Source organism: Hallella multisaccharivorax DSM 17128 (assembly GCF_000218235.1).
Classification (GTDB): domain Bacteria; phylum Bacteroidota; class Bacteroidia; order Bacteroidales; family Bacteroidaceae; genus Prevotella; species Prevotella multisaccharivorax.
The window spans coordinates 2,152,343-2,175,556 of sequence record NZ_GL945017.1 but is presented as its reverse complement, the minus strand read 5'-3'; the positions used below and the strand labels follow the sequence as shown (position 1 = coordinate 2,175,556).

The 23,214-nt window shown below is 47.4% G+C and carries 28 protein-coding genes and 1 riboswitch; of the genes, 19 read left to right on the top strand and 9 right to left on the bottom strand.

The genetic code is table 11. The features are described 5' to 3' along the window. Together PREMU_RS09405 and PREMU_RS09400 are read right to left on the bottom strand one after the other, a co-directional pair. A partial coding sequence (locus PREMU_RS09405; protein ID WP_007574823.1) for a hypothetical protein occupies window positions 1-609 on the bottom strand: 609 nt, incomplete at its 3' end. Window positions 610-751: 142 nt separating this feature from the next. Then, the gene (locus PREMU_RS09400; protein ID WP_007574821.1) at window positions 752-979 is read right to left on the bottom strand and encodes a hypothetical protein; all 228 of its coding nucleotides are present in this window, start codon (window positions 977-979) and stop codon (window positions 752-754) included. 299 nt (window positions 980-1,278) lie between these two features. Between PREMU_RS09400 and PREMU_RS09395 the strand changes: the two genes are divergently transcribed. Beyond that, the gene (locus tag PREMU_RS09395; RefSeq protein WP_007574815.1) at window positions 1,279-2,229 is read left to right on the top strand and encodes an IS30 family transposase; all 951 of its coding nucleotides are present in this window, start codon (window positions 1,279-1,281) and stop codon (window positions 2,227-2,229) included. Between the two features lie 15 nt (window positions 2,230-2,244). Continuing rightward, the gene (locus PREMU_RS15060) at window positions 2,245-2,400 is read left to right on the top strand and encodes a hypothetical protein (protein ID WP_156803992.1); all 156 of its coding nucleotides are present in this window, start codon (window positions 2,245-2,247) and stop codon (window positions 2,398-2,400) included. 38 nt (window positions 2,401-2,438) lie between these two features. Here PREMU_RS15060 and PREMU_RS09390 read toward each other — a convergent pair whose 3' ends face one another. After that, window positions 2,439-3,053: a thymidine kinase gene (locus PREMU_RS09390; protein ID WP_007574814.1), complete on the bottom strand. Its 615-nt coding sequence runs from the start codon at window positions 3,051-3,053 to the stop codon at window positions 2,439-2,441. Between the two features lie 106 nt (window positions 3,054-3,159). Here PREMU_RS09390 and rsmI point away from each other — a divergent pair, with 106 nt between their 5' ends. Both rsmI and PREMU_RS09380 read left to right on the top strand, forming a co-directional pair. Next, the gene (gene rsmI / locus PREMU_RS09385) at window positions 3,160-3,849 is read left to right on the top strand and encodes a 16S rRNA (cytidine(1402)-2'-O)-methyltransferase (protein WP_007574812.1); all 690 of its coding nucleotides are present in this window, start codon (window positions 3,160-3,162) and stop codon (window positions 3,847-3,849) included. Further along, window positions 3,846-4,724, top strand: a complete 879-nt coding sequence (locus PREMU_RS09380) for a Cbp1 family collagen-binding glycoprotein adhesin (RefSeq protein ID WP_007574810.1) — start codon at window positions 3,846-3,848, stop codon at window positions 4,722-4,724. The genes rsmI and PREMU_RS09380 overlap by 4 nt, the downstream gene beginning before the upstream one ends. Window positions 4,725-4,748: 24 nt before the next feature. Here the strand turns inward: PREMU_RS09380 and PREMU_RS09375 are convergent, their stop codons facing one another. Then, window positions 4,749-5,198 (bottom strand): nucleoside deaminase, encoded by a 450-nt coding sequence (locus tag PREMU_RS09375; RefSeq protein ID WP_007574808.1) that lies wholly within the window; start codon window positions 5,196-5,198, stop codon window positions 4,749-4,751. A 92-nt stretch (window positions 5,199-5,290) separates the two neighbouring features. Here PREMU_RS09375 and PREMU_RS09370 point away from each other — a divergent pair, with 92 nt between their 5' ends. The 8 genes from PREMU_RS09370 (at window position 5,291) to PREMU_RS09335 (ending at window position 13,885) form a co-directional block, all read left to right on the top strand. Then, the gene (locus PREMU_RS09370; protein ID WP_007574806.1) at window positions 5,291-5,674 is read left to right on the top strand and encodes a YraN family protein; all 384 of its coding nucleotides are present in this window, start codon (window positions 5,291-5,293) and stop codon (window positions 5,672-5,674) included. Next, window positions 5,649-6,440, top strand: coding sequence for a biotin--[acetyl-CoA-carboxylase] ligase (locus tag PREMU_RS09365; protein ID WP_007574805.1), 792 nt, complete (start codon window positions 5,649-5,651; stop codon window positions 6,438-6,440). Before PREMU_RS09370 ends, PREMU_RS09365 begins: the two co-directional genes overlap by 26 nt. A 33-nt stretch (window positions 6,441-6,473) precedes the next feature. Then, window positions 6,474-7,148, top strand: a complete 675-nt coding sequence (locus PREMU_RS09360) for a B3/B4 domain-containing protein (protein WP_007574804.1) — start codon at window positions 6,474-6,476, stop codon at window positions 7,146-7,148. A 27-nt stretch (window positions 7,149-7,175) separates the two neighbouring features. Beyond that, entirely contained in the window at window positions 7,176-7,994 is an 819-nt protein-coding gene (coaW, locus tag PREMU_RS09355) for a type II pantothenate kinase (RefSeq protein WP_007574803.1), read from the top strand. An 86-nt stretch (window positions 7,995-8,080) separates the two neighbouring features. Beyond that, window positions 8,081-8,315, top strand: a riboswitch (cobalamin riboswitch). Between the two features lie 17 nt (window positions 8,316-8,332). Beyond that, window positions 8,333-10,309 (top strand): TonB-dependent receptor plug domain-containing protein, encoded by a 1,977-nt coding sequence (locus PREMU_RS09350; RefSeq protein WP_007574801.1) that lies wholly within the window; start codon window positions 8,333-8,335, stop codon window positions 10,307-10,309. A 79-nt stretch (window positions 10,310-10,388) separates the two neighbouring features. Then, on the top strand, window positions 10,389-11,534 hold the full coding sequence (locus PREMU_RS09345; RefSeq protein ID WP_007574799.1) for a YncE family protein: 1,146 nt from the start codon (window positions 10,389-10,391) through the stop codon (window positions 11,532-11,534). Further along, window positions 11,525-12,604 (top strand): ABC transporter substrate-binding protein, encoded by a 1,080-nt coding sequence (locus PREMU_RS09340; RefSeq protein WP_007574796.1) that lies wholly within the window; start codon window positions 11,525-11,527, stop codon window positions 12,602-12,604. The genes PREMU_RS09345 and PREMU_RS09340 overlap by 10 nt, the downstream gene beginning before the upstream one ends. 300 nt (window positions 12,605-12,904) lie before the next feature. After that, complete coding sequence (locus PREMU_RS09335; RefSeq protein WP_007574794.1) at window positions 12,905-13,885, top strand: iron ABC transporter permease; 981 nt, start codon at window positions 12,905-12,907, stop codon at window positions 13,883-13,885. Window positions 13,886-13,942: 57 nt separating this feature from the next. Here PREMU_RS09335 and pheS read toward each other — a convergent pair whose 3' ends face one another. Continuing rightward, on the bottom strand, window positions 13,943-14,980 hold the full coding sequence (gene pheS / locus PREMU_RS09330) for a phenylalanine--tRNA ligase subunit alpha (RefSeq protein ID WP_007574792.1): 1,038 nt from the start codon (window positions 14,978-14,980) through the stop codon (window positions 13,943-13,945). A gap of 129 nt (window positions 14,981-15,109) precedes the next feature. Between pheS and PREMU_RS09325 the strand changes: the two genes are divergently transcribed. The 3 genes from PREMU_RS09325 to PREMU_RS09315 are packed head-to-tail and all read left to right on the top strand — an operon-like array spanning window position 15,110 to window position 17,821. Further along, on the top strand, window positions 15,110-15,964 hold the full coding sequence (locus PREMU_RS09325; protein ID WP_040558220.1) for a DUF4348 domain-containing protein: 855 nt from the start codon (window positions 15,110-15,112) through the stop codon (window positions 15,962-15,964). 10 nt (window positions 15,965-15,974) lie between these two features. Further along, window positions 15,975-17,006 carry a UDP-N-acetylmuramate dehydrogenase gene (gene murB / locus PREMU_RS09320; protein WP_007574788.1) on the top strand — a complete coding sequence of 344 codons (1,032 nt, stop codon included), beginning with the start codon at window positions 15,975-15,977 and terminating at the stop codon, window positions 17,004-17,006. A gap of 50 nt (window positions 17,007-17,056) precedes the next feature. Next, complete coding sequence (locus tag PREMU_RS09315; RefSeq protein WP_007574786.1) at window positions 17,057-17,821, top strand: MBL fold metallo-hydrolase; 765 nt, start codon at window positions 17,057-17,059, stop codon at window positions 17,819-17,821. On the opposite strand, the gene PREMU_RS09310 is transcribed toward PREMU_RS09315, so the two are convergent. The 3 genes from PREMU_RS09310 to PREMU_RS09300 are packed head-to-tail and all read right to left on the bottom strand — an operon-like array spanning window position 17,811 to window position 18,672. Then, window positions 17,811-18,068 carry a hypothetical protein gene (locus PREMU_RS09310; protein WP_007574784.1) on the bottom strand — a complete coding sequence of 86 codons (258 nt, stop codon included), beginning with the start codon at window positions 18,066-18,068 and terminating at the stop codon, window positions 17,811-17,813. The two genes, PREMU_RS09315 and PREMU_RS09310, sit on opposite strands and share 11 nt — an antisense overlap. A gap of 16 nt (window positions 18,069-18,084) precedes the next feature. Further along, window positions 18,085-18,432 (bottom strand): phage holin family protein, encoded by a 348-nt coding sequence (locus PREMU_RS09305; protein WP_007574782.1) that lies wholly within the window; start codon window positions 18,430-18,432, stop codon window positions 18,085-18,087. 21 nt (window positions 18,433-18,453) lie between these two features. Then, window positions 18,454-18,672, bottom strand: coding sequence for a YtxH domain-containing protein (locus PREMU_RS09300; RefSeq protein ID WP_007574781.1), 219 nt, complete (start codon window positions 18,670-18,672; stop codon window positions 18,454-18,456). A gap of 309 nt (window positions 18,673-18,981) precedes the next feature. Between PREMU_RS09300 and PREMU_RS09295 the strand changes: the two genes are divergently transcribed. From PREMU_RS09295 to PREMU_RS09280, 4 genes are read left to right on the top strand one after another with little or no spacing between them, the layout of a single operon-like run. Continuing rightward, window positions 18,982-19,479 carry an SPOR domain-containing protein gene (locus PREMU_RS09295; protein WP_007574779.1) on the top strand — a complete coding sequence of 166 codons (498 nt, stop codon included), beginning with the start codon at window positions 18,982-18,984 and terminating at the stop codon, window positions 19,477-19,479. Next, window positions 19,480-19,896 carry a Holliday junction resolvase RuvX gene (gene ruvX / locus PREMU_RS09290; protein WP_007574777.1) on the top strand — a complete coding sequence of 139 codons (417 nt, stop codon included), beginning with the start codon at window positions 19,480-19,482 and terminating at the stop codon, window positions 19,894-19,896. Further along, window positions 19,893-20,456 (top strand): peptide deformylase, encoded by a 564-nt coding sequence (def, locus tag PREMU_RS09285; protein WP_007574775.1) that lies wholly within the window; start codon window positions 19,893-19,895, stop codon window positions 20,454-20,456. Before ruvX ends, def begins: the two co-directional genes overlap by 4 nt. A 21-nt stretch (window positions 20,457-20,477) precedes the next feature. Then, window positions 20,478-22,469, top strand: a complete 1,992-nt coding sequence (locus PREMU_RS09280) for a tetratricopeptide repeat protein (protein WP_007574773.1) — start codon at window positions 20,478-20,480, stop codon at window positions 22,467-22,469. Window positions 22,470-22,532: 63 nt separating this feature from the next. Here PREMU_RS09280 and trmD read toward each other — a convergent pair whose 3' ends face one another. Beyond that, window positions 22,533-23,213, bottom strand: a complete 681-nt coding sequence (gene trmD, locus PREMU_RS09275; protein ID WP_007574772.1) for a tRNA (guanosine(37)-N1)-methyltransferase TrmD — start codon at window positions 23,211-23,213, stop codon at window positions 22,533-22,535. Window position 23,214: the final 1 nt, after the last annotated feature.

Genomic DNA, 23,214 nt, shown 5'->3' with positions numbered 1-23,214 from the left:
GATGCATGTAGCCCCGTCAGAGAAGAATATGAGACGACTGTCCTCCATAAGCCTGTTTTCAAGAAGAAATGCGACGAGCAGCTTGAAAGCCTTGTCCATTCCTACGGCTGTCAATGTGTACTGTTTTCCTTCTGACTGAATGTGTATAACCGTATTTTCAACAAACGCCTTACCCTTCTTGCTTTTTTGCTTTCTCTCGGGCTTTTGAAACCTTACTCCAATATCGTCAATGCTGATGTAATAACATTTCCCGGTGCCGTCTTCCATTTCCAACATTGAGTTTTCATATTTCAGTTTCGTCATGCGGTCCCTGCCTCGGTTGTACTCTGTGATTAGGCGGCGTATCTGTTTTTCCTCAAAGCCTGTTGTCAGCTCCGGTTTTACGACCGGTAGGGGAAAGTGTGAATCTTCAGCTATAATGCCGTCTTTGTCTATGTGATATGATTCAAGTATCTTCTCAGCCTTGGATGTATAGCCGTCAGACAATGAATCCCCAAACGATTCAACCCGGTCTTCCAGTGTGGACGTCTTGACGCTATCCTGCTTCTCGCGGTGAAGCACGCCATTGAGCACGTCAGTCGTGTCACGATAGCTGAGCTTGCTTACCAACTGTAGATTTAGCTTACGGAAAGATGTACTACGAAGCCGCTGTTTAGGTTTTAGACCCTTTATGGACTTTTTGTCCACTACGGCCGAGAAAACGCCAATCTCGCAATCTAACGTTTTCGCTACTTTTTCAGTTTCACCAAAATCAGGCCCCCTTTTTAGCCTGCTCTTCTAACCAGGCCTGAGTAATCTCTTCACATATTCCGTTTCGAGCTTTCAGCACATGCTGCTCATAATCGTCAAATGAAGACATAAACTCATCAAGATCGTGCGGGTTGAGGTCGTCTGGTATATCCTCTTCCACACGTCTTGTTATTTCACGGCCATCAGGGGTCGTTATCTTGGCATAAAACCGTATTTTTGACTTTCCCATGTCTTTTATGACTTTATAATTTTTAGTTATAACGGAAAAAGTGGGGAATTATTTGCTCAGTCAGAAATCAATTTTTCAACCGTACAGGTCGAAATAATTTCGATAAACATTCAAGATAGAAGTGCAATATCTTAATGGGTGATTGTAAGAGTTGACCTCCGTGTCGGATTCGGACGTTCTTGGCGCGAAGCGACAAGGTTGGCCACATCCGACACGGAGGAATAAAAAACAACCGGCAATGCAAAAAAGACAAAAGGGAGACCGCTGTCTCCCAAGGATTAATTACTTTTGTATTGCCTATGTACAAGCACTTAACCCGTGAGCAAAGGTACGCAATCTACCTGGGAAAACAAAAGAAACAGACCAATAAAGCAATTGCCCGGCTGATAGGGGTCAGTGAATCAACCGTAAGTCGTGAGCTGAAACGCAATACGACAAAGAACGGCAAGTATGTCTGGGACAAGGCCGATGCCCTTTCCCAAGAACGCATGCACCGTATTCCGGGCAATCGTTCCGTGAGCCGGTTGCTTCTCTGGCGCGTGCGTGAGCTCATCACCGGAGAGCAATGGTCCCCCAAGCAGATATCCGGCTACCTGGGCAAGGAGGGCGTGAAGATCTCCCACGAAACCATTTACAAGATGATCCGCAACGATACGGGTGGGACACTTGCCGCCAACTGCCGCCATAAGATGAAGTATCACCGCAGTCCCTCTCACAGGCATGTAACCAAGGCGCCGAGTATCAGAAACAGGGTAAGCATACACGAACGTCCGAAGGAGGCAGACGGCAGGCGGTTCGGGGACTGGGAGATGGACCTGATTGTCGACAAGGACGGCAACGCCATCCTCACGATGATAGAACGCAGCACGAACTTCCTCATCATGGAGAAACTCAAGCATGGCAAGAAGGCCATGCCGCCGGCAAAGACCGTATGGAGGCTGCTCATGCCATACAAGGGAGAGCATCTCAAGACCATCACTACGGACAACGGAAGTGAGTTTGCCGAACATGGGTGGATGGCACGGAAGTTGGGACTGGATATCTATTTCACGGACGCATACTCTTCTTGGCAGAAAGGGGCTGTGGAGAACACCAACAAGCTCATCAGACAATATATTCCAAAAGGGACGGATATAAGTACCGTCACAGACAAAAGAATTAAGATGATACAGGCCAAAATCAACAGAAGACCAAGGGAAAAATTGAACTTTTCAACACCAAAGCAGGAGTTTTACAAATATTATGCCTAATATTGCACTTGCTGGTTGACTCTTTACTTAAGGGAACTTGCCGGTAAGGCCGTAACGATGCTCTATGAGAACAAGGACCGCCAGACCATGAGTAAAATCACAAGGGTGGGTAAGGACGGCAGCATGCGCGTAGCCATACCGGCAATGGGTGGCTTGATCGTGAAGGAATAAGGAGGGGAAGCTTGGTAGAAGAGAAGCTATCGGCGTGCTTATTGGTCGAATAAGCTTTTTGACCTTGCGTTGCGTTGATCCTCTTCTATCGCTTTCTTGAAACAATCACGGCAGAGAGGCTCATACTCTTCCTTTTCTCCAAGCATTACCTGTGCATTGCTTTTCACCAGCCGGTGGCTGGCGTAGGCCAATGAGCCGCATTTGACGCAGATGGCATGGACTTTGGTTACTTCGTCGGCGATGGCAAGCAACTGTGGCATCGGCCCGAAAGGCTGCCCGAGATAGTCCATGTCGAGTCCCGCCACGATGACGCGCATGCCGTGATAGGCCAGTCGGTTGCATACTCCAATAAGACTGTCATCGAAAAACTGTGCTTCGTCAATGCCGATTACGTCGTAGCCTTGAGCAGCCTTCAACATCGAAGAAGCATCCTTAATGGGTGTGGAAAGAATGGAGTTGTGGTCGTGGCTGACCACATCCACTTTGGAGTAGCGATTGTCAATAGCAGGCTTGAAGATCATTACCGCTTGGCGCGCTATCCGTGCACGTTTCAGACGACGGATCAGTTCCTCTGTCTTACCGGAAAACATGGACCCGCAAACCACCTCTATTCTGCCGGGACGGTGGACTTCCCCAGTGAGATTCTCAATCATAGGTGCAAAGATAGACAATAAAATCAGAAGAGGGCTCTTAAAAAATGCAAAGAATTTATCATTTTTTTGCTGTATATAAATTAATTGCCTACATTTGTTGATCAATATGGGTACACTTTATATAGTTCCTACACCGGTGGGCAATATGGAGGATATTACGCTCCGTGCCTTGCGGATTCTTAGAGAAGCCGACCTTGTGCTTGCTGAGGATACCCGTACTTCGGGCATCCTTCTGAAGCACTATGACATTAAAAACCACCTTGTGGCACACCATAAGTTTAATGAGCACGGCACTACCTCCGGCATCATTGAGAAGTTGAAAGCCGGCATGACGATTGCCCAGATAAGCGATGCGGGGACTCCGGGTATCAGCGATCCGGGTTTCTTTCTTGCCCGTGAGGCAGCAAAGGAGGGCATTCCCGTGGTGACACTTCCCGGAGCTACGGCTTGTATTCCTGCCATAGTCTCCTCGGGGCTTCCCTGCGATCGTTTCTGCTTTGAAGGGTTTCTTCCTCAGAAGAAAGGACGGCAGACTCATTTACAGAGCTTGCGGGAGGAGACGCGCACCATGGTGTTCTATGAATCGCCTTACCGGACTTTAAAGACCCTGAAGCAGTTTCGGGAAGTTTTTGGTGGGGACAGGCAGGTGAGTGTAGCCCGTGAGATCAGCAAGATTCACGAGGAGCATGTTCGCGGCACGCTTGATGAGGTGGTAGCCCATTTTGAAGAGATCGATCCTAAAGGTGAGATCGTCATCGTTCTCGCCGGAAAATTAAAAAAAGATAAGACGCTATGAGAAGACCATCCTTATTATTGATTGTTTCTTTCCTCATGATGGGGATTGTTTCATGGCTTGCTTTCAGCGGTTGTGGGGAGCGTAAGGCTCAGAAAGTGAGTGTGCGCAGTGTGGCGAAAGATGACTCTTTGCAACACATCATCTCACAGCGTGATGGACAAATTAACGATATGATGGCGACCTTGAACGAGATACAGACCGGTTTCAACGAAATCAATGAGGCCGAGAATCGGGTCAATCTTATTCAAGATGATGAGCGTGCTGACAAGGCGCAACAGATCAAGGAGGACATCAAGTTCATCGCAGACCGGATGCAACAGAATCGAGAGCTCATCAAGAAACTGCAAGGGCAGCTCCGTGATAGTGACTTCAAAAGTGTTGAGTTGAAGAAAGTCATCGCTAACATGTTGCGCCAACTTGATGACAAGGATCAACAGCTTCAACAGTTGCGTGCTGAGCTTGATGCAAAGAATATCCATATTGCCGAACTCGACCAAACCATCAGTAATCTCAATGATAATGTGAGTGAGTTGGAAGATGAGAGCGCGGAAAAGACACAGACTATCAACAGCCAGGACGCACAGCTCAATACGGCTTGGTACGTGTTTGGCACCAAGGCTGAACTCAAGGAGCAACGTATTCTGATGGACGGTAAGGTGCTTCAACAGAGTTTCAACAAGAACTACTTTACGAAGATTGACATTCGTGTGACGAAGGAAATAAAGCTTTACTCCAAGTCGGCAAAGTTACTCACGGCACATCCCTTGAGCAGCTATGAGCTCACGCGGGATAATAATAAGTTGTGTGTGTTGACCATCACCAACCCACAACTCTTTTGGAGTACCAGCAAGTATCTGGTTATTCTGGTGAAATGAGACGGCTTGTTGGTGGGAGTGTCCTTATCTTCTTGAAGCAAAAAACGATTGCATCAATGCTTTGCAGTCTTTTTCAAGCACGCCCCTGGTCACCTTAGTCTTGGGATGAAGGGCTTTTGGCGCAAAGGTGGAGTAGCCTCTTTTCTCATCGGGCGCTCCGAAGACAATGCGGCTCAGCTGTGCCCATCCCAAGGCTCCGGCGCACATCACACAGGGCTCTACAGTGACATATAACGTGCATCCGTTGAGATATTTACCACCCAGCATGCTTGCTGCAGATGTGATGGCGAGCATCTCCGCATGGGCAGTGACATCGTGGAGAGTCTCTGTCTGATTGTGTGCCCGTGCTATGACTCTGCCATTGGCTACGATCACGGCACCCACAGGAATTTCGCCCTCTTCATAGGCAGCCTGTGCTTCGCTGATAGCCAGACGCATGAAATATTCATCTCTGTTGTTTTGTTCTTCTTGCATTTTGTGTCTTTTATTCCACAAAGTTAGGCTTTCTCTTTGACTTATGAAAGAAAAAAGCTATTTTTGCAGCGTGACAGTTGATGGATAATGCTATGGCAGAACACAATGATTATGGCAAATGGGGCGAGGAGCTCGCTGCTGAGTACTTGAAAGGTAAAGGTTACATCATTATGGAGCGTGACTGGACCTTTGGGAGAAGCAAGCGAGATATCGACATTATCTGTAAGTCAGCAGACCTGACCACAGTCGTTTTTGTGGAGGTTAAGGCACGAGGTAATGACGATACACAAACTCCTGAAGACGCAGTGGACATTAAGAAGATCTGCCACTTAGGTCTTGCAGCAGATGAATACGTCAAGTCGCATGACATTAGCGAGGAGATTCGCTTTGACATCATTGCTATCACTGGAAAGCGTAATAGTAGTAATTTACATATTAATCATATTGAAGATGCGTTCAATCCTCTCCTTGTTTGAAAGAAAAAAGAAGCCTCAGTCAATAGTCAACTATGTGGATATCAATGAGACTGATTCCACAAGCAATTATCTTAAGCAACACCTTCCTGATATGGAGACCGTTGGAAATCATGCGGATCTTGTTGTCGTATCTGCTGATTACCAAACTGCTGGAAGAGGACAGGGCACTAATCATTGGGAGAGTGAAGGTGGGAAGAATCTGCTTTTCTCCATACTCTGCCATCCTGTTTGGGTGCCTCTTCATTCTCAGTTTCTCATATCAGAAGCTGTCGCGATCTCCATCCGCGATGTGCTCTCACAGTATACTGATGGCATAACGATAAAATGGCCGAATGATATTTATTGGAAGAATAAGAAAATCAGCGGTACCATCATAGAGAATTCTCTTTCTCAAGGGCATATTCATGATTGCATCATCGGTACTGGAATCAATGTCAATCAGCAGGTATTCAAGAGCGACGCGCCCAATCCGGTCTCCCTTATTCAAATTATTGGAAGAGAGACTGATCGTAATGTCTTGCTTAGGGAGCTTATGACAGTTTTTAGCAGTTATCTTACAGACCTTCGCAATGGGAACTATGAAAAGATAGTATCTCTCTATACCTCTTATCTTTACCGTGCTCATGGGTTCTTTACATATCGTGATAAGAATGGTCTATTCGATGCTGCGCTGGTGGAAGTAGAGGATGACGGTCATTACATTTTGCGTGATCGGGAAGATCGTATTCGAAGCTATGCGTTCAAGGAGGTTGAGTTTATTATTTAATGTAACATTGGTAATTCATAGAGAATCAAATAGATGAAGATTATCGTTTCTAAAGAGATAGAAACCGTCTGTCCAACTTTTGTGGGCGCATGCCTTGAGGCGTATGTTAGAAATACGCCTTATTGCCGGCCTCTGTGGGAGGAAATCAATGCCATGGGTGAACATTTCCGAAGGACTCTGACGACCGAATCATTAAAGGATCTTTCAGGTATCGCGGCAACAAGACAGGTCTACCGTGCCTGTGGCAAGGATCCATCACGCTACCGTCCGGCGGCGGAAGCTTTGATACGTAGGCAGTTAAAAGGGAAAAGACTGTATCAAGTAGATACTCTTGTCGATTTGACTAATCTTGCCAGTATTGCTTACGGATACAGTTTAGGAGCTTTCGACGCAGACAAGTTTGAAGGAGACACACTCACGCTTGGCATAGGACGGGAGGGAGAACCCTATGAAGGCATCGGCAGGGGAATGATTAATATAGCTGGATTGCCGGTCTATCGTGACGCAAAGGGTGGTGTAGGTACTCCGACTTCAGACAATGAACGGACGAAGATCAGTCTTACAACGACCCACCTTGTGGTGCTGATCAATGGATATGACGGTAACTATCAGCAAGTGGAGGCGAACGCAGAGTATATCCGCAAACTCCTTATCAAGTATTGTGACAGTGATGGAGGGAGCTTCTTCCTCTATTCTCCAACTAAATAACATCAACGACTTTCAACAGTTTATTTTATGATTATCGGAATCGACGTAGGTATCAGTACCACTAAAATAGTAGGCATCAATGAGGATGAAATCGTAGTATCACCCATTCGTATTCGGGCTACAGACCCTGTGACGTCGCTCTATGGGGCTTTTGGCAAGTATCTATACGACAATCAGATAGCCTTGTCAGACATAGAGCATGTAATGATTACGGGCGTGGGAGCAGCCTATGTCAACTCTCCTATCTATGGATTGCCCACCGACAAAGCCGAGGAGTTCATAGCTGATGGGCTTGGAGCCCGCTATGAGACGGGGCTTGACCGGATGATTGTGGTGTCGATGGGCACGGGTACAAGCCTTGTGCAGTGCGACGACGATGGCATCCGACATATTGGAGGTATCGGTATTGGCGGTGGTACGCTGGCAGGGCTGAGTAGAGTCATTCTCAAGACAGATGACATGAAACAGATTGTCTCGTTGGCCATGCAGGGTGATATCTCCAATATCGATTTGCAGATAGGCGATATCTCTCCCAATCCGTTACCCGGACTTCCTAAGCATGCTACGGCTTCACTTTTTGGAAAGGCCAAGAGCAATGCGGCACGTGAAGATATTGCCCGAGGTATTATTACCACAGTGTTGCAGTCAATTGGGTCAAGTTGTATTCTGGCTTCGCTCAACTCCGGCATTAAGGAGTATGTGCTCATTGGTAACCTCACTCTGCTTCCTCAATGCAAGCTGGTCTTTCCTGGGCTCGAAAAGCTTTATAAAGTTCACTTTATCATTCCCAAGTACTCGGAGTTTTGCACGGCCATTGGCGCGGCACTCTGCTATCATAAAGGATAACCCTTACTCTTTAAGGATATTAGTAAGCAAGGACGTGCCTAAAAGTTTTCCCGTTAATGCAATGAGCATTCGGAAAAATATCATTACCTTTGCATCCGTTGAGATGGTTTGCCCCTTGCGGGGCAATTAAAAGGGAACCGTGTGTGAATCACGGACAGTCCCGCTGCTGTGTGTGGCATTGTGGATAAGTACGAAGTCACTGAAGTTCTCCATGGCAGATTAAGGCGCTTACAATAAGCGGCTTAGTCGGACGTGAGGCCTCGGGAAGACGCTTGTCTTTTAGCTGCGAGCCAGAAGACCTGCCTTTCAATGCTTTGATTTCAAGTTCTCGAGGAAGGATGCGAAAGACTTTAGGATGTTTAGCAATTATATTGTACCCCGCCTTGGCGTGGGCGCAACAGGACAGTTTGCCCGTTCATCAGCTTAGTGGGGTAGAGATCGTTGAGACTCATGGCCATCGTGCATTGGCAAGTCCTGTGCCTCAGCATGGTTTCAGCTCCATTGATATGCTCTCAATGGGGGCAACAAGTATTACCGATGTGCTCAACCGCATGCCGGGCACAACGGTGCGTGATTACGGAGGCGCAGGTGGCATGAAGACACTGGCTGTGAGAGGATTCAGTGCCAAATATACAGGGTTGGTTTACGATGGATTAGTGATGTCCGACTGTCAGACGGGTGAAACCGACCTTTCACGTTATTCGCTTCACAGCGTAAACTACATCGCCCTGACGGTGGGTGATGCAGCCGACATCTTCCTGCCTGCGCGCCAGAGTGCTTATCCTGCGTTATTGACCATTGAGACTGCAGGCCCAACCCCTGCACATCGTCGTAGCAATCTTGATGCACAGATAGAGTGGGGAAGTTTCGGTTTTGTGAGTCCTTTCCTAAAATGCCGTAAGAAACTTTCAAGGAAGGTGGAGATTTCGGCGATGGGCGAATACACCTTCGCAGAAAATGATTATCCATATACAATCCACAACATGTCGGAGACCATTCACCAACGCCGCGCCAACTCGCGTATGAACAGTGTTCATGCTGAGCTGGATTGTCTTTTGACGCCATCGTCTCTCAGTTTGTGGCGGATTAAAGCGTATTATTATGACAATGAACGCTTGTTGCCGGGTATTGTAAAATACTACACAACGATGAGCGGCGAATCACTCGACGACCGCAATTTCTTCATGCAAGCTGTGGGCATGGTTCGCAATCGCCGTGGTGATCTCAGCCTCAAGCTATCGGGACGCTTCAACTGGATGGAGAACATTTATCACGATAAGCTCTACGCTGATGGAATAAACGATGCGAGCTACTGGCAGAGGGAGAGCTATGCTTCAGCCAGTCTGCTCTATTCACCTGTGGGCAAGTGGACGTTTGACTTGGCTGCCGACTATGCCTTCAACAATCTCAACAGCAGCCTCTCCACCGATACACGGCCTTACCGACACTCGCTGTGGCAGAGCACTACGGCGAAGTACTCAGATGGCAGACTCACGTTCTTAGCGCGCTTGCTTGGCTCTGTTTTCATCAATGAAACACAGAGCGGTGAAGGCGCACATGACATGAGCAGACTTTCGCCTTCGTTGTCAGTGAGCTACAAACTCGTGAAAGACAGGGATTTCTATGTGCGGGCATCATATAAAAACATTTTTCGGGCACCTAATTTCAACGAGAATTACTATTTTCATTATGGCAGTCCCACGTTGAGGCCTGAGTCGACCGACCAGCTAAACCTTGGTATGACCTTTGGGTGCCAGAAGCCTCTATACGCTGGAAAGGTCTCGTTGGATGCTTATTGCAACCGCGTACGCGATATGATTGTTGCCGTGCCTTACAACATGTTTGTGTGGACCTGCATCAATGTGGAGCATGTACGCTCTTTAGGCGCAGAGCTGTCGGCTTCGGAAGAGTTCGGTCTCGGCGGTTTTCAGGTATTGAAGCTCCAAGGGACTTACAGTTTTCAGAGGGTCACTGACCGCACAGCTTCCTCTTCACCATATTATGATTACCAAATTGCTTATATTCCTCTTCACAGCGGTTCGATGAGCTTGGCGTGGGAGAATCCTTGGATCAATCTGAGTTTGCATGGTTCTGGCGTAAGCAGTCGATGGCCTAATAACTCCCATTATGCAGGGACGAAAGTGCCTGGCTATTGGATTATGGGACTGACAGCATGGCGTGGCTTCCGGCTTGTGGGCTGCAAATGGATGGTCCGCGTCGATGTGAAAAATGTTTTCGACAAACAATATAGCATTGTCAGCCATTATCCCATGCCGGGGAGAAGTTGGATGGCTACGGTGAAATGTGAAATATAAAAATGTGGCGTATTGGCAGTAGACGAGTAAAGAAATGAAAATGAAATAATAAAGATTTAAGAGAAAAAGAAAAATGACAATGAACAAGAATGTAATGAGATGGAGCTTTGTAGCTCTGGCGGTTTTGTCGATGACGGCTTGCAAGGATGAGCCTGACCATATCTTTGAGCCGACCGACCTGGTCTCTACGAGCAACGGGTTGTTTGTCGTAGGCAGTGGAAACAACTACAGTGGTATCAGTGGTGATCTTACTTATTATGATTATCAGACCGGCAAGTCGTCGCCGAAGGTCTTTCAGGCTGCCAATGGCCGTGCTTTGGGCACTAATCCCAATGCCGGAATCACCTATGGCAGTAAGGTCTATCTCACAGTGACAGAAGAGAATGTTATTGAAGTGCTTGACAAGAATACGCTGAAAGAGGTCAGGCAAATCAGGACAACAGACCAGTTAGGCGACAAGCAGGGCATTAAACCCCGCCAGCTCTTTGCCATGAACGGGCATGTCTACTACACCACCTATGGCGGTGAGAACGGCTCAGTAGCAGAGATTGATACGACGGCGTTTAAGCTGACGCGTAGTTGGAAGGTGGGTTCGTATCCCGAAGGTATCACGGGGACGCCGGTGGAAGGTGGTCATCTGTTTGTGGCCAACAGTAATTATGGTAGAGGCAAAGGCACGATCTCTTTTATTGACCTGAACAAACAGGACGTCTCACAGTCGGTCAACACGACGTCGGTGGATGGCATCAAGAACCCGATGCAGGTGTTTGTCTCCGGTGGTGAATACTATGTCGTTGACTTGGGCCATTATGACGAGAAGCCGCCTTATGCACAGTCAGGCAACGGCCTGAAAAAAATCGTGCGGGGAAATGACAAGTACAGTTCTGAGACAGTTGCACCAGCGACGATGGCTGCGCTTCACAATAATACATTCTTCACGGTCGATGCCCCTTACGGAGCCGGCGCAGTCACTTATTATAAATATGTGTCAGGTAAGGCTACACAGCTCCAGGGCATGAAGGTTGACAGCCCCTGTGCCATCAATGTAGACCCTCTTTCCGGTCACCTTTTCATAGCATCCAATTCGCTTGTAGGCGGCTATGCCAGCTACAATACGAATGGATATGTGCGTGAGTTCAGCGAGGATGGCAAGCAGGTGGCCGAGTTCTCCTGCGGTGTGGGCCCATCGTGCATCTTCTTCAACACCAGTCTGTTGTGGCGATAAGAAAGTTTTGGATCGGATTATTAGCGCTGCCGCTGCTTCTCCTCTTCGCCTGTGAGGGTCGGACTACCGCGCTGCGGCAACCTGAAGAAAAGCAATTCCGCTATGCACGGTTGGTGAGTTATCGTCTGGTCGACAGTAGTTTTGTTGTCGCAGACCCTTGGCGACAGGGTAGGGCGCTACAGACGCTGAAGATGAGGAAAGCCTTTGGGCGCGTGGTGGTCTTCACCACCGCCCACTGTCAGTTGATGGAGTATCTCGGTGTAGCAAACAAGATTATCGGTGTTTGCGACTCGAAATATATTCTCATTCCCGACATCCAGCGCAGGCTGCGTCTTGCCGAAGGCACGAAAGGTAAAATAGAGGATTGTGGCAGCTCTTTGAATCCCAATGTAGAGCGTATTGTCTCGCTCAAACCTGACGCTATTATTCTGAGTCCTTACGAGGGCATGAACCTTGGGCGGTTAGAGCGGTTAGGCATCCCCGTCATTCTTGCGGCAGACTATATGGAGACTTCCTCGTTAGGTCGTGCAGAATGGATGCGCTATTACGGACGGCTCCTCGGATGTGCCGGCACAGCGGACTCACTTTTCCATGTTATCGATTCAAGCTATCAAAGTTTGAAGGCTTTTGCTGCGCGGTTGCCGAAGGGTCGGAGTGTGCTGACCGAACGCAAGACGGGTGCAGTGTGGTACACCCCTGGTGGCAGGAGTACTGTTGCCGTGACCATTCACGATGCTAACGGTGGCTACGCTTTTGCTGACGACCGCCACAGCGGAAGCCTGGCCTTGAGCTTTGAGCAGATTCTCGCCAAAGCGGGTCAGAGTGACGTGTGGGCATTCAAGTTCAACGGTATGCGACCGCTCACCAGGCCCGACCTCTTGCGTGAGTTTCAGGGCTACGAGTCTTTAAAGGCCTTCCGGACGGGTGAAATCTATGAGTGTAACTGTTCAAAAACACCTTATTTTGAAGAGGTGAGCTGGCGCCCGGATTATCTTCTGCGTGAGATGATCATGTTGTTGCATCCCAGTGCGAGACTTGGAAAGTTGAGGTATTATCAGAAACTGAAATAAGCCGTACATCTGCGGTTCCGCTATCAGGCCATTGTGGTGTTATCGTTTTGACAATTGCCGCACGGTCGTTCCACAATTGCCGCACAATCGTTCCACAATTGCCGCACGATCGTTCCACAATTGCCGCACGATCGTTCCACAATTGTCGCACGATGGCATAAGAATGTTATCGCATGGACTTGCTTTCATTTTGCTTCGGAAAAGATGGAGACAATCGCCGATAAATGTTGCGTGTTGCTTCCGCTCTGTATTTGCAGAAGATGGAGATCTGCTCTCAAAAAGATTAAATTTTTCTGAATGATGATAAAACGTCTTGTGTTGATTTTTGTGTGTCTGCTACTTTTTCTTGCCTCGCTGTTCCATGGCAGTGTGGAGATCTCTGTTGCTGAGGTATTTCGCGCATTGGTAGGTCACGGCACCGGCACCGATAGTTATATCATCGTCTACTCCCGTCTTCCTCAAGCGCTTACGGCGCTCCTGGCGGGAAGTGCACTGGCTGTCAGCGGCTTATTGCTGCAGACGGCCTTCCGCAACCCTTTGGCAGCTCCTGATATATTTGGCGTGACGGGTGGCGCCTCGCTGGCTGTGGCGTTGCTCACACTGGCACCGGGGGCTGTGTTTGGAGGGATTTTGGGCTATTTGTCATCGGTGGTTGCGGCCTTTGTGGGGGCCCTGTCGGTCACGGCTCTGATATGGTCGTTCAGTCGGAAAGTGCGCAGCTCGGTGCTGCTTATCATTATTGGTATGATGGTAGGCTATCTGTGTTCCAGTCTCATCACGTTGCTCAACGCTTCCGCAACAGAAGAGGGCATTCGTAATTTTGTAGTTTGGGGAATGGGAAGCTTCTCAAGTGTCAGTCTGTCAGAACTGCCCCTGTTCGCGTTGCTGACGACAGGAGCCTTGTGCGCGACTTTATTGCTTGTCAAACCACTCAATGCCTTGCTTTTAGGACCACAGTACGCTGAGAGCTTAGGCATTAATGTGCGGCGAGTGCGCAATGAGCTTTTAATGCTTACAGGCCTTCTCACAGCTGTCGTGACGGCGTTCTGCGGTCCCGTGGCGTTCATAGCCCTTGCCGTGCCCCACATGGCCCGCCTCTATTCAGGTTCCGGCGATCATCGTGTGCTCTTGCCTGTGACTCTTGTAATGGGCTCGGCTGTAGCCCTGCTCTGCAATTTCGTCAGCACGTTGCCGTCAGGAGGTACGGTGCTGCCTCTCAATGCCGTCACCCCTCTCATTGGGGTGCCAGTTATTGTGTATGTGTTGGTGAGAAGAAAATAATAAAGGCAGTCGCAATGACTGCCTTTATCATTTATCCTTGACTAAACAATTGCTTTATCAATACGCGCTCTTGAACTCTTCGAGGAAGCGTGTGTCATTCTCGGAGAAGAGCCGGAGGTCGTTGACACCGTATTTAAGGTTGGCGATGCGCTCCACACCCATGCCAAAGGCATAGCCAGTATAAACCTCGGGATCGATGTTGCAGGCTGCGAGGTCGTGGGGATCGACCATCCCACAGCCAAGAATTTCGACCCATCCCGTGTTTTTACAGAAGCCACAACCCTTTCCTCCGCAGATAGTGCAGGAGATATCCATCTCCGCGCTGGGCTCAGTAAAGGGGAAGAAAGACGGGCGAAGGCGTATCTTTGTCTCGGGTCCGAACATCTCACGGGCAAAGGTGAGGAGTACTTGCTTGAGGTCGGTAAAGCTCACACCCTTGTCCACATAGAGCCCTTCCACTTGGTGGAAGAAGCAGTGCGCACGGGCGGAGATGGCCTCGTTGCGGTAGACCCGCCCTGGGCAGAGCACGCGAATGGGCGGTTCGTGCTTTTCCATGTAATGCGCCTCGTCGCCGGATGTATGCGAGCGCAGGAGCACATTTTTGGTGACATCGTTGGGATTTTGCGAGATAAAGAAGGTGTCCTGCATGTCTCGTGCAGGATGATCAGCGGCAAAGTTAAGCATGGTGAAGACATGTTGGTCGTCATCGATCTCCGGTCCATGGAAAAGCGTAAAGCCCATGCGCTGGAAAATCTCGATAATCTCGTTCTTGACGATGGACAGCGGGTGCCGTGTCCCTAAGTCAATGGGGTAGGCTGTGCGGGTGAGATCAAGGCTTTCATTACCGGTTTCTGTAGTCTCTACAGCCTGGCGAAGCTGGTTAATTTTCCCCGTTGCGGTCTTCTTGAGCTCGTTGATCTTGATGCCGAACTCCTTCTTCTTGTCTTTAGCAACGTTGCGGAACTCGTCCATGAGCTCGTTTATCTCACCTTTCTTGCTCAGATACTTTATTCTGAGCTGTTCCACGTCGTCCGCATTCTTGGCGGAGAGCTGTGACACTTCTTTGAGAAGGTCGTCTATCTTGTCTAACAACATGATTGTAATATTTTCTAACTCATTCAACGCTATTCCATCGTTGATAATGCAAAGTTACTAATTTTATCCCATAAAGGATATGGTATCTTAAAAATAATGTGTAATTTTGCGCTTGTTAAATCGTGTGTTATGAGAAAAGTATTATTTGCGATCTTATTGTCTCTCCTCATCTCGCTGCTGTTGGTCCCCACTGGCTGCACGGATAAGAAACCACGCCCAGAACAGGACATGGCCGCGGATTCAATCTTGCCCGACACCTCAAAGGTGGATTCCACAGAGGCTTTGATAGAGGATACGCCAATGCCCAAGGCAGCTGATGAGCTTTTTGACGACTTCATCTTCAACTTTGCAGGCAATCGTAAGCTCCAGAGAAAACGTATTGTATTTCCCCTAAAAGTGTACAGAAATGGAAAACTTGCGGAGGAAATCCCTATGAACCGATGGAAAATGGAGCATTTCTTCATGCGCCAGCAGTACTACACACTCATCTTCGATAATAGAAAACAGATGGATCTGGTGAAGGATACGGCGGTGAATCATGTGGTGATAGAGAAAATCTTTTTCCGTAAGAAGCTCGTCCAGCAGTTCCTGTTCAATCGCATCAATGGGCAGTTCATGATGACTTCGATGAATTACAAGCCGATGTATACCAACAAGAATGCTGATTTCCTGAGGTTCTATGACCATTTCTCGCGTGATTCTGCTTATCAGGTAGCGTCTATGGCCGATGAAGTTGAGTTCGCAGCTCCAGATCCGCAAAACGATTTCTCCAATATCAATGGTGTCATTATGCCGCAGCAATGGCCCGACTTCAAGCCTGCGCTGATTCCAAAAGACAAGATTTATAATATCATCTATGGGCAACAATACATCGAGTCGAAGCGTAAACTGTTTGTAATCAGAGGAATCTCTAACTCGCTGGAAATTGAAATGTCATTCAGAAAGATTGGCAATCACTGGAAATTGGTCAAGTTTAACACTTAATTTCTCAAGAATGCTGGTAAAACACAATTATTCCCTGTTGCATGACAATACGTTTGGCATTGATCAGGCCTGTGATGAATATATAGTCTATGCCAATGAGCAGGATGCTGTTCGGGTGGCAAAAAGTGTGAAGTCGCCCTTTCTTCTGTTGGGTGGTGGCAGCAATCTTCTGCTGACCGACGATTTTCACGGGCAGGTAGTGACGCCAGAGCGGCGCTTCGACATCTCTGTCATACTGAATCACGGGAGCAATGAGCCTTGTCTCAGATGCTGGGCGGGCACCACGTTTGATGATGTGGTCGACTATGCGGTACGTCACGGTTATCATGGCTTGGAGAATCTCAGTCTGATTCCGGGGCAGTGTGGGGCCTCTGCTGTTCAGAATATTGGCGCCTATGGCGCTGAGATACAGGATGTGCTGACTACTGTCGAGGCCGTGGAGATGGGTAGCGGTAAATTGGTGACGATCCCTGCTGCAGATTGTGGTTACAGTTATCGGCAAAGCAAGTTTAAGCATGAATGGAAAAACAGATATCTGATGCTCTATGTGACCTATCAGCTCTCTCGAACTTTCAATCCGGTGCTTGACTATGGTAATGTACGCAGGCAGCTTGAGATCAGGGGCATTGATGAGAGTCGGCTTACTGGAGAATCGTTGCGGGATACTATCATTGAGATCAGGCAGTCGAAGTTGCCAGATCCTGCCGTGATGGGCAACGCTGGGAGTTTTTTCATGAACCCCATTGTAGATGCGACAACCTTTGAGCATATACGGGCGACACATGCTGGTCTCCGCTTCTTTGAAATGCCACAGCCCGATGGGACCCTGAGATACAAGATTCCTGCCGGCTGGATGATTGAGCAATGCGGTTGGAAGGGACGTTCTTTGGGTCGTGCTGGTGTATACAATAAACAGGCATTGATCCTTGTCAATCATGGCGGGGCTACCGGCAAGGAGGTCGTGGATCTTATGCATTCCATTCAGAAAGATGTGAAAGACAAGTTTGGTCTCGACATCAAACCTGAGGTCAATATCATTTAGACGAGGGAAATGGGTTTAAGTCGACATAATATTAATAGATAGTTCTTTTCATGAAACTGACCTTTCTCGGTACGGGCACCTCTACGGGCGTACCGGTAATTGGCTGTCAGTGTGCGGTCTGTAAGAGTATGGATCCTCGCGATCATCGCTTCCGGACGGCGGCATTGCTGGAATCGGACACCACGCGAATTCTTATTGACTGTGGTCCTGACATTCGTATGCAGTTACTTCGTGAGCCGTTCAAGAAGATTGACGGTGTGTTGTTGACGCATGAACATTATGATCATACGGGAGGTCTTGATGACCTTCGGCCTTTCTGTTATGCGTTTGGAGACTTGGACATCTATGCTAACCGCCAGACAGTTGAGACGGTGAGGCATAATTTCCCCTATTGCTTCACGTCACATCCCTACCCAGGAGTGCCTATGTTCAACTTGAGGGAAATAGTGAAGCATGAACCTTTCATGGTAGGTGATGTCAAGGTCCTGCCGATTGAGATTCAGCACGACAAACTTGCCATTCTTGGCTATCGCTTTGGATCCCTGGCTTATATTACCGACATGAAAACCATTTCTGATGAGGAAATGAACTTTCTAAGGGGAGTGAAGACATTGGTTGTCAATGCCTTGCGGTGGGAGAAACCTCATCATAGCCACATGCTTGTGGGAGACGCAATAGCCTTCTCAAAGCGTGTCGGTGCAGAGAAAACTTACTTAATACATGTCACGCATCAGATAGGACTTTATGCAGAAGCAAATATGCGGCTACCCGAAGGTTTCCTGATACCTTATGATGGGATGAAAATTACCTTTTAAACTTGCGGTAGAGTTTCCACACAAGCATCAGGCCGTCAAGTACACCGGCACCTGTATTCATGATGCTTACAAAGCGTTGTGAAGGCTTAGCTGAACGGTTGAGCGCCGCAGGACTCTTGAAAAGTGAATGCCATTTTTCGTCAATACGTTTGCTGTCAGCTTGTATATCTTTGAGCAACAAGGCTTTTCTTGAGCATATCTCTTCTATCGACTTATAAGATGTCGTCGTATTGTAGCTTTCTTTCATGATTGTAAATGTGCAGTTAACTCAACAAAAGCTTGGAAAGGAAGCGCACAAGCGGTCGCTCGATCCATTGCTTTCTAAAGACGATGAATAGGAGAAAAATCAGAAAATGAAATCCTGATACAATGGAGAATGCTGCTACCTGCCCTAAAGTGGGTCCTAATGCAAAAGCTATGGCAAAGCTAAGAAAAACGAGAACGAACACTAAGAGTAAACCAAGAATGACAGTCATGGCGATGGCTGTGAGAATTCTCACCGTCTTCTCCACGGTACCAAGCTTGATATACTCTTTCTGTAGGCCAGCGTAGTGTTTAAGTACATCTACAAGCTGGCCTATAGTCTCAATGTTTTGGTCGTTGGAAAACATCAACGCACTCCTTTCGTCTGATTATGCTTTGTCGGCGTCGACAGCTTCTTTGATGTCGTCAACCAAGTTATCGGCATCACTTCTGTTGAGCTTGATGTCGTGCTTCTTGCAGAAATCATCCACGGTATCAGCAATTTTTGAGCGCGTATCAGCACCTTTCTCTGGAGCAAGCAATAAGCCTATGGCTGCTCCCGCAATGGCGCCACCAAGAAAAGTGGCAATGTAACCGAATGTCTTCATAATTCTTACCTTTCTTTTTATGGGTTTGTATGTAAAAGAGTTGTTAAAGGGATAACTGGTCAAAGTACCCCATGAATACTAATTGCAAACTTAGCCATTTCTTTTGATATTAAGGCAAATTAGAGAGTTTTTTTGCTTCTGAGAGTTATAAATAATATTAACAGCCTCCAAAAACCTTTATATCAAACGCGTTTAACAAACTTTATGTAGAGAAGGATTTATTGTTTGGCAATATTTTTGTAATTTCGCAGATAAAAAGGTTGTGACATTTGAAGAGGAAGTAACATCAATAATCTCTTAATAAGAAGTATGAAAAAATATTTGGTTTTGAGCGCTGCTCTTTGCGTGGCACTCGCTTTCACAAGTTGTAAGTCTCAAGAAAGTGCATACAAGAAAGCATACGAGAAGGCAAAAGCACAGGAAGAGCAGCAAACTGCCGTAGCCCAGACCGAGGATCAGGCATCGGTAACTCCCTTGGTGACCAAGCAGGCAGACCAGACTGCAGTTAGCAATGTTGATAATACGCCTGTACGTTCAGAAGACGTGACCCTTATTAGTGGCTCAGGTCTCAAGCAGTTCAGCGTCGTGGTAGGTAGCTTCGGCCTTAAGTCTAACGCGGAAGGTTTCCAGAGCCTTTTAAAACAGGATGGATACGATGCGCAGATTGTGTTCAACTCTGAGAGAAACATGTATCGTGTTGTATCGGGGACTTTCGATAGTAAGACCCAGGCCGTGCAGAGCAGAGATGCCATTCGTGGGAGTAAATTCAATCAGAATAGTGACGCATGGCTGTTGTATAAGAAATAAATGCCGAGAATTCTCTCCATTGACTATGGCAAGAAGCGTACGGGATTAGCAGTTAGTGATCCTCTACAGCTTATTGCCAACGGGTTGAAGACTGTAGACACAAAAGATTTGTTCAACTTCCTTTGCCAATATGTACAGGAGGAGGAAGTGGAACAGATCGTTATCGGAAAGCCATTGCAGCCGAATGGGCAACCATCGGAAAACCTTGCAAGGGTTGAAAACTTTGTCAACCGGTGGCGTAAGTTTTGCCCTTCGGTTCCGATAGACTATTACGATGAGAGATTCACGTCTGTGTTGGCTCATCGAGCGATGATTGAAGGTGGCGTGAAAAAGAAGGTACGGAAGGAAAACAAAGGTCTTGTAGATGAAGTTAGCGCGACGATTATCCTGCAAGACTATATGAACTCAAAAAGATGATATTACCGATTTATACTTATGGGCAACCTGTCTTAAGGAAAGTTGCTCAGGATATTACTGTGGATTACCCGGGCTTGAAGCAACTCTTGGTGGATATGTTTGAGACCCTTGATGCTTCTTCAGGGGTGGGTCTTGCCGCTCCACAGGTAGGCAAGAGTATTCGTGTTGTGGTGATCGACTTGGATGTTTTGAAAGAGGAATACCCTGAATATGCTGGTTTTCACCATGCTTTCATTAATGGCCATATCCTTGAGGCAGATGAAAAGGCAGGTAAAGTCTCAATGGAGGAAGGCTGCCTCTCAATACCAGGACTTAGTGAAGAAGTGAGTCGGCCTAAACGTATCCATGCCACATGGCTTGACGAGGATCTTCAACCACACGACGAGTGGGTGGATGGATATCAGGCACGAGTGATGCAGCATGAGTTTGATCATTTGGAAGGTGTGCTGTATGTGGATAAAATCTCAGCTTTTCGCAAGCAGATTGACCGTAACAAACTTAAGGCTATGGCACAGGGAAAGTTTAATGCAGCCTACCGCACAAAGCCTTTTCATAAGTAATCTTTTAGGAAACTTGGGCGCATGAGGCACAGATTCATCCTCGTCTTTGTGGTATTATTCTCCTTTATAAAGGTAAATGCCCAATATAATGTAGACCGCTTGATCACCAATGGTGAGGTGGCGCTGCATTATGATGATTATGTGCTATCTATTCAATATTTCAATAAAGTACTGGCATTGAAGCCGTATCTTTGGCTTCCATGGTATGACCGATCCGTGGCCAAGTTCTATCTTGACGATTATATTGGTTCGGAAAGTGATGCTTCAAAGGCTATCGGACTCAATCCTTATATCGAACAAATCTTCGACTTGAGGGCAATCTCGCGCATCCGGCAGGAGAAATATAAAGATGCCATTGATGATTATGACCATGCCATACGCCTTAATCCGTCGGTTTCAAGCTTTTGGGTCAATAGGGCAATATGTCGCATGAATGTGCAGGATTATGACCAGGCATTGCTTGATGCAGACACGATTATCAAGCGTTGGTCGAAGATAGCTACGGCTTATTCGCTCAAAGCGGAAATATACCTTGATAAAAGAGACACGACGCAGGCCGACCGATGGCTTTCTCAAAGTCTGGAAATAGACCCTTATAACGCTGATGCCTGGACTACAAGAGCATACATTGCCTTAAATCGTAAGCAGTGGAGAACAGCGGAGAGCTGTCTTTCAAAGGCAATTCATCTGAGACCAAAGGTAGTTAATAATTATGTCAATCGTGCCCTGACAAGACTCAATATCAATAATCTCAGTGGAGCACTTGCTGATTATGATATAGCTATCGATCTCGATCCCAAGAACTTTCTTGCACATTATAACCGTGGATTGTTGCGGGTACAATTGGGGGACGATAACCGTGCGGTGGAGGATTTTGACTTTGTCGTAATGATGGAGCCGCAAAACTTTATGGCTATCTACAATCGTGCATTGCTCAATGACAAGATAGGAAGTCTGCGGGCGGCGATCCGTGACTATTCTAAGGTAATTGCGCAGTTCCCTAATTTCTGGGCAGGTCTTGCTGCCCGGGCCAACTGTTATCGGCGGCTCGGTATGACGAATCAAGCAGAACTTGACGAGTTCCGCATCTTTAAGGCCCAGATGAACAAGCACATCGGTATCCAACAACGTTGGAGTAAGTCCAAGTTGCGCGAAGTTCGCAAGCGTTCTGAAATTGACATTTCCAAGTACAACGAGGTGGTTGTGGAAGATGAGCCGAAGGTAGAGCACACCTATTCGAGTGGCATCCGTGGCACGATCCAAGACCGTGATGTCGAAATAGCTCTCCTTCCCATGTTCCAGTTGTCATATTTCGCTTATGCCAATGCTGTCGAGGGCTATCAGGCTTACGATACGGAGGTGGATCGTTTCAATACAGAGAAAGAGCCTCTTAAGAAGTTGTTGTTGGCTTGTAATGTCAAGCGGGAACGATTGACGGATGTACAGTCGAAGCAGATATTCCAGCTTATTGATGCGCTTACTGCCGGTATCAACGAAGAGAAGGATGTCCGTCAGCGTGCTCCATTGTTACTTCAGCGTGCCGTGGCATATTCAGAGGCGCAAAACTATAGTGATGCCATTTCCGACTTAGATGATTACCTTTCGGTGGATACAGCTTCTTCCTTGGGGCGTTGGGAGCGTGCTGTCTGTCAACAGTTGCTTAACGACTATGAGGCTTCTAAAGGTACGAAAACAGGTATTAAGCTCTCTCAGGTGGAAGGTGACTTTGCGGTTTCTATTCAATTGCAGCCAAAGAATGCCTATATCTACTATAATAGAGGCAATTTGTTTGCCAGTGAGAAAAATTATGCAAGGGCGATAGATGATTATAGTCATGCTATCAGACTTGAATCACGTCTCGCACAGGCTTATTACAATCGTGCGGTGGCTTTTTATTATGTTGGAAACGTAAAGGCTGCACAAGGCGATCTTAGTCGTGCAGGAGAGCTCGGACTTTATGACGCCTATGCTTTAAGTAAGAAAATGGGCGAAACTGTAAGGAGAAAAAAATAGCTCCCAAAACAATATGGAATGTATAGGGTGCGTCTATTTCTTATAATAAGCGGAAGCAAAGGCTTATTGTTTTTCCAGAAGATCAGGGCGTAAGCGTTTAGTACGCTCAAGGGCTTGGTCCATTTCCCATTGCTTAATCTTCGCCTCATTTCCTGAAAGCAGGATCTCTGGTACCTTCCATCCCTTGTAGTCAGCGGGTCTTGTATAGATGGGAGCGGCAAGGAGGTCGTCCTGAAAACAGTCGGACAGGGCGCTCTGATCATCGCTGATCACGCCAGGTACCAGTCTCACCACAGCATCGGCAATGACTGCTGCTGCCAGTTCTCCGCCTGTGAGTACGAAGTCACCTATACTGATTTCACGAGTGATAAGATGGTCGCGTACACGCTGGTCTATGCCTTTGTAATGTCCGCACAGAATAATAAGGTTCTGTTGAAGACTCATGTCGTTGGCCATTTTTTGATCAAACTGTTCACCATCTGGTGACACATATATGATATCATCGTAGTCCCGCTCCTTCTTTAGGGCTGAGATGGCGTTGTCGATAGGTTCGCATTGCATCACCATCCCTGCGAAACCGCCATAAGGATAGTCGTCAATACGGCGCCATTTATCTTTGGTGTAGTCACGCAGGTTGTGAAGGTGAATTTCTGCGAGGCTTTTTTTTTGGGCACGGGAAAGAATGCTCTCGTTGACAAAGCCCTCTATCATCTCGGGCAATACAGTGATAATATCTATTCGCATA